A 445-nucleotide genomic window follows, 5' to 3' on the forward strand; every position below is an offset into this window, starting at 1 on the left:
CATTGTTGTTATCTAGGGCACCAACAACGTCTTCTTGCGTTAGGTTATAAGAAAGAAGCTTAGATTTATCTACATTTACTTGGTACTGCCTAACAATACATCCAAAGGAGAGTACATCAGAAACACCATCGACAGGCATAACGAGTAATTTTACTACCCAATCATTGAGACTCCTGAGTGCCATAGCATCATAGCCTGCATCTTTATCTGAAATAAGAAGGTACTGAAATACTTGGCCTAGCCCTGAGGTGTTTGGCCCCATTTCGGGTGTGCCGACACCTTCTGGTATCAGTTCTTTTGCGGCTTGAAGACGCTCAAATACAAGTTGTCTTGCAAAGTAAATGTCGGTGCCTTCTTTGAAAACAACCGGGACGCCAGACAAGCCTGTTTTAGAAATTGAGCGCACTTGTTCTACATCAGGTAAGGCATACATGACCGCTTCAAT

General features: G+C 42.9%; 1 protein-coding gene. It reads right to left on the reverse strand.

The genetic code is table 11. From position 1 onward, the window contains the following. Window positions 1–445, reverse strand: a 445-nt coding sequence (locus CWB66_RS21720) for an efflux RND transporter permease subunit (protein ID WP_138587024.1), incomplete at both ends; no start/stop codon positions are given.

This window comes from Pseudoalteromonas sp. S558, assembly GCF_005886635.1.
Taxonomy (GTDB): domain Bacteria; phylum Pseudomonadota; class Gammaproteobacteria; order Enterobacterales; family Alteromonadaceae; genus Pseudoalteromonas; species Pseudoalteromonas aliena.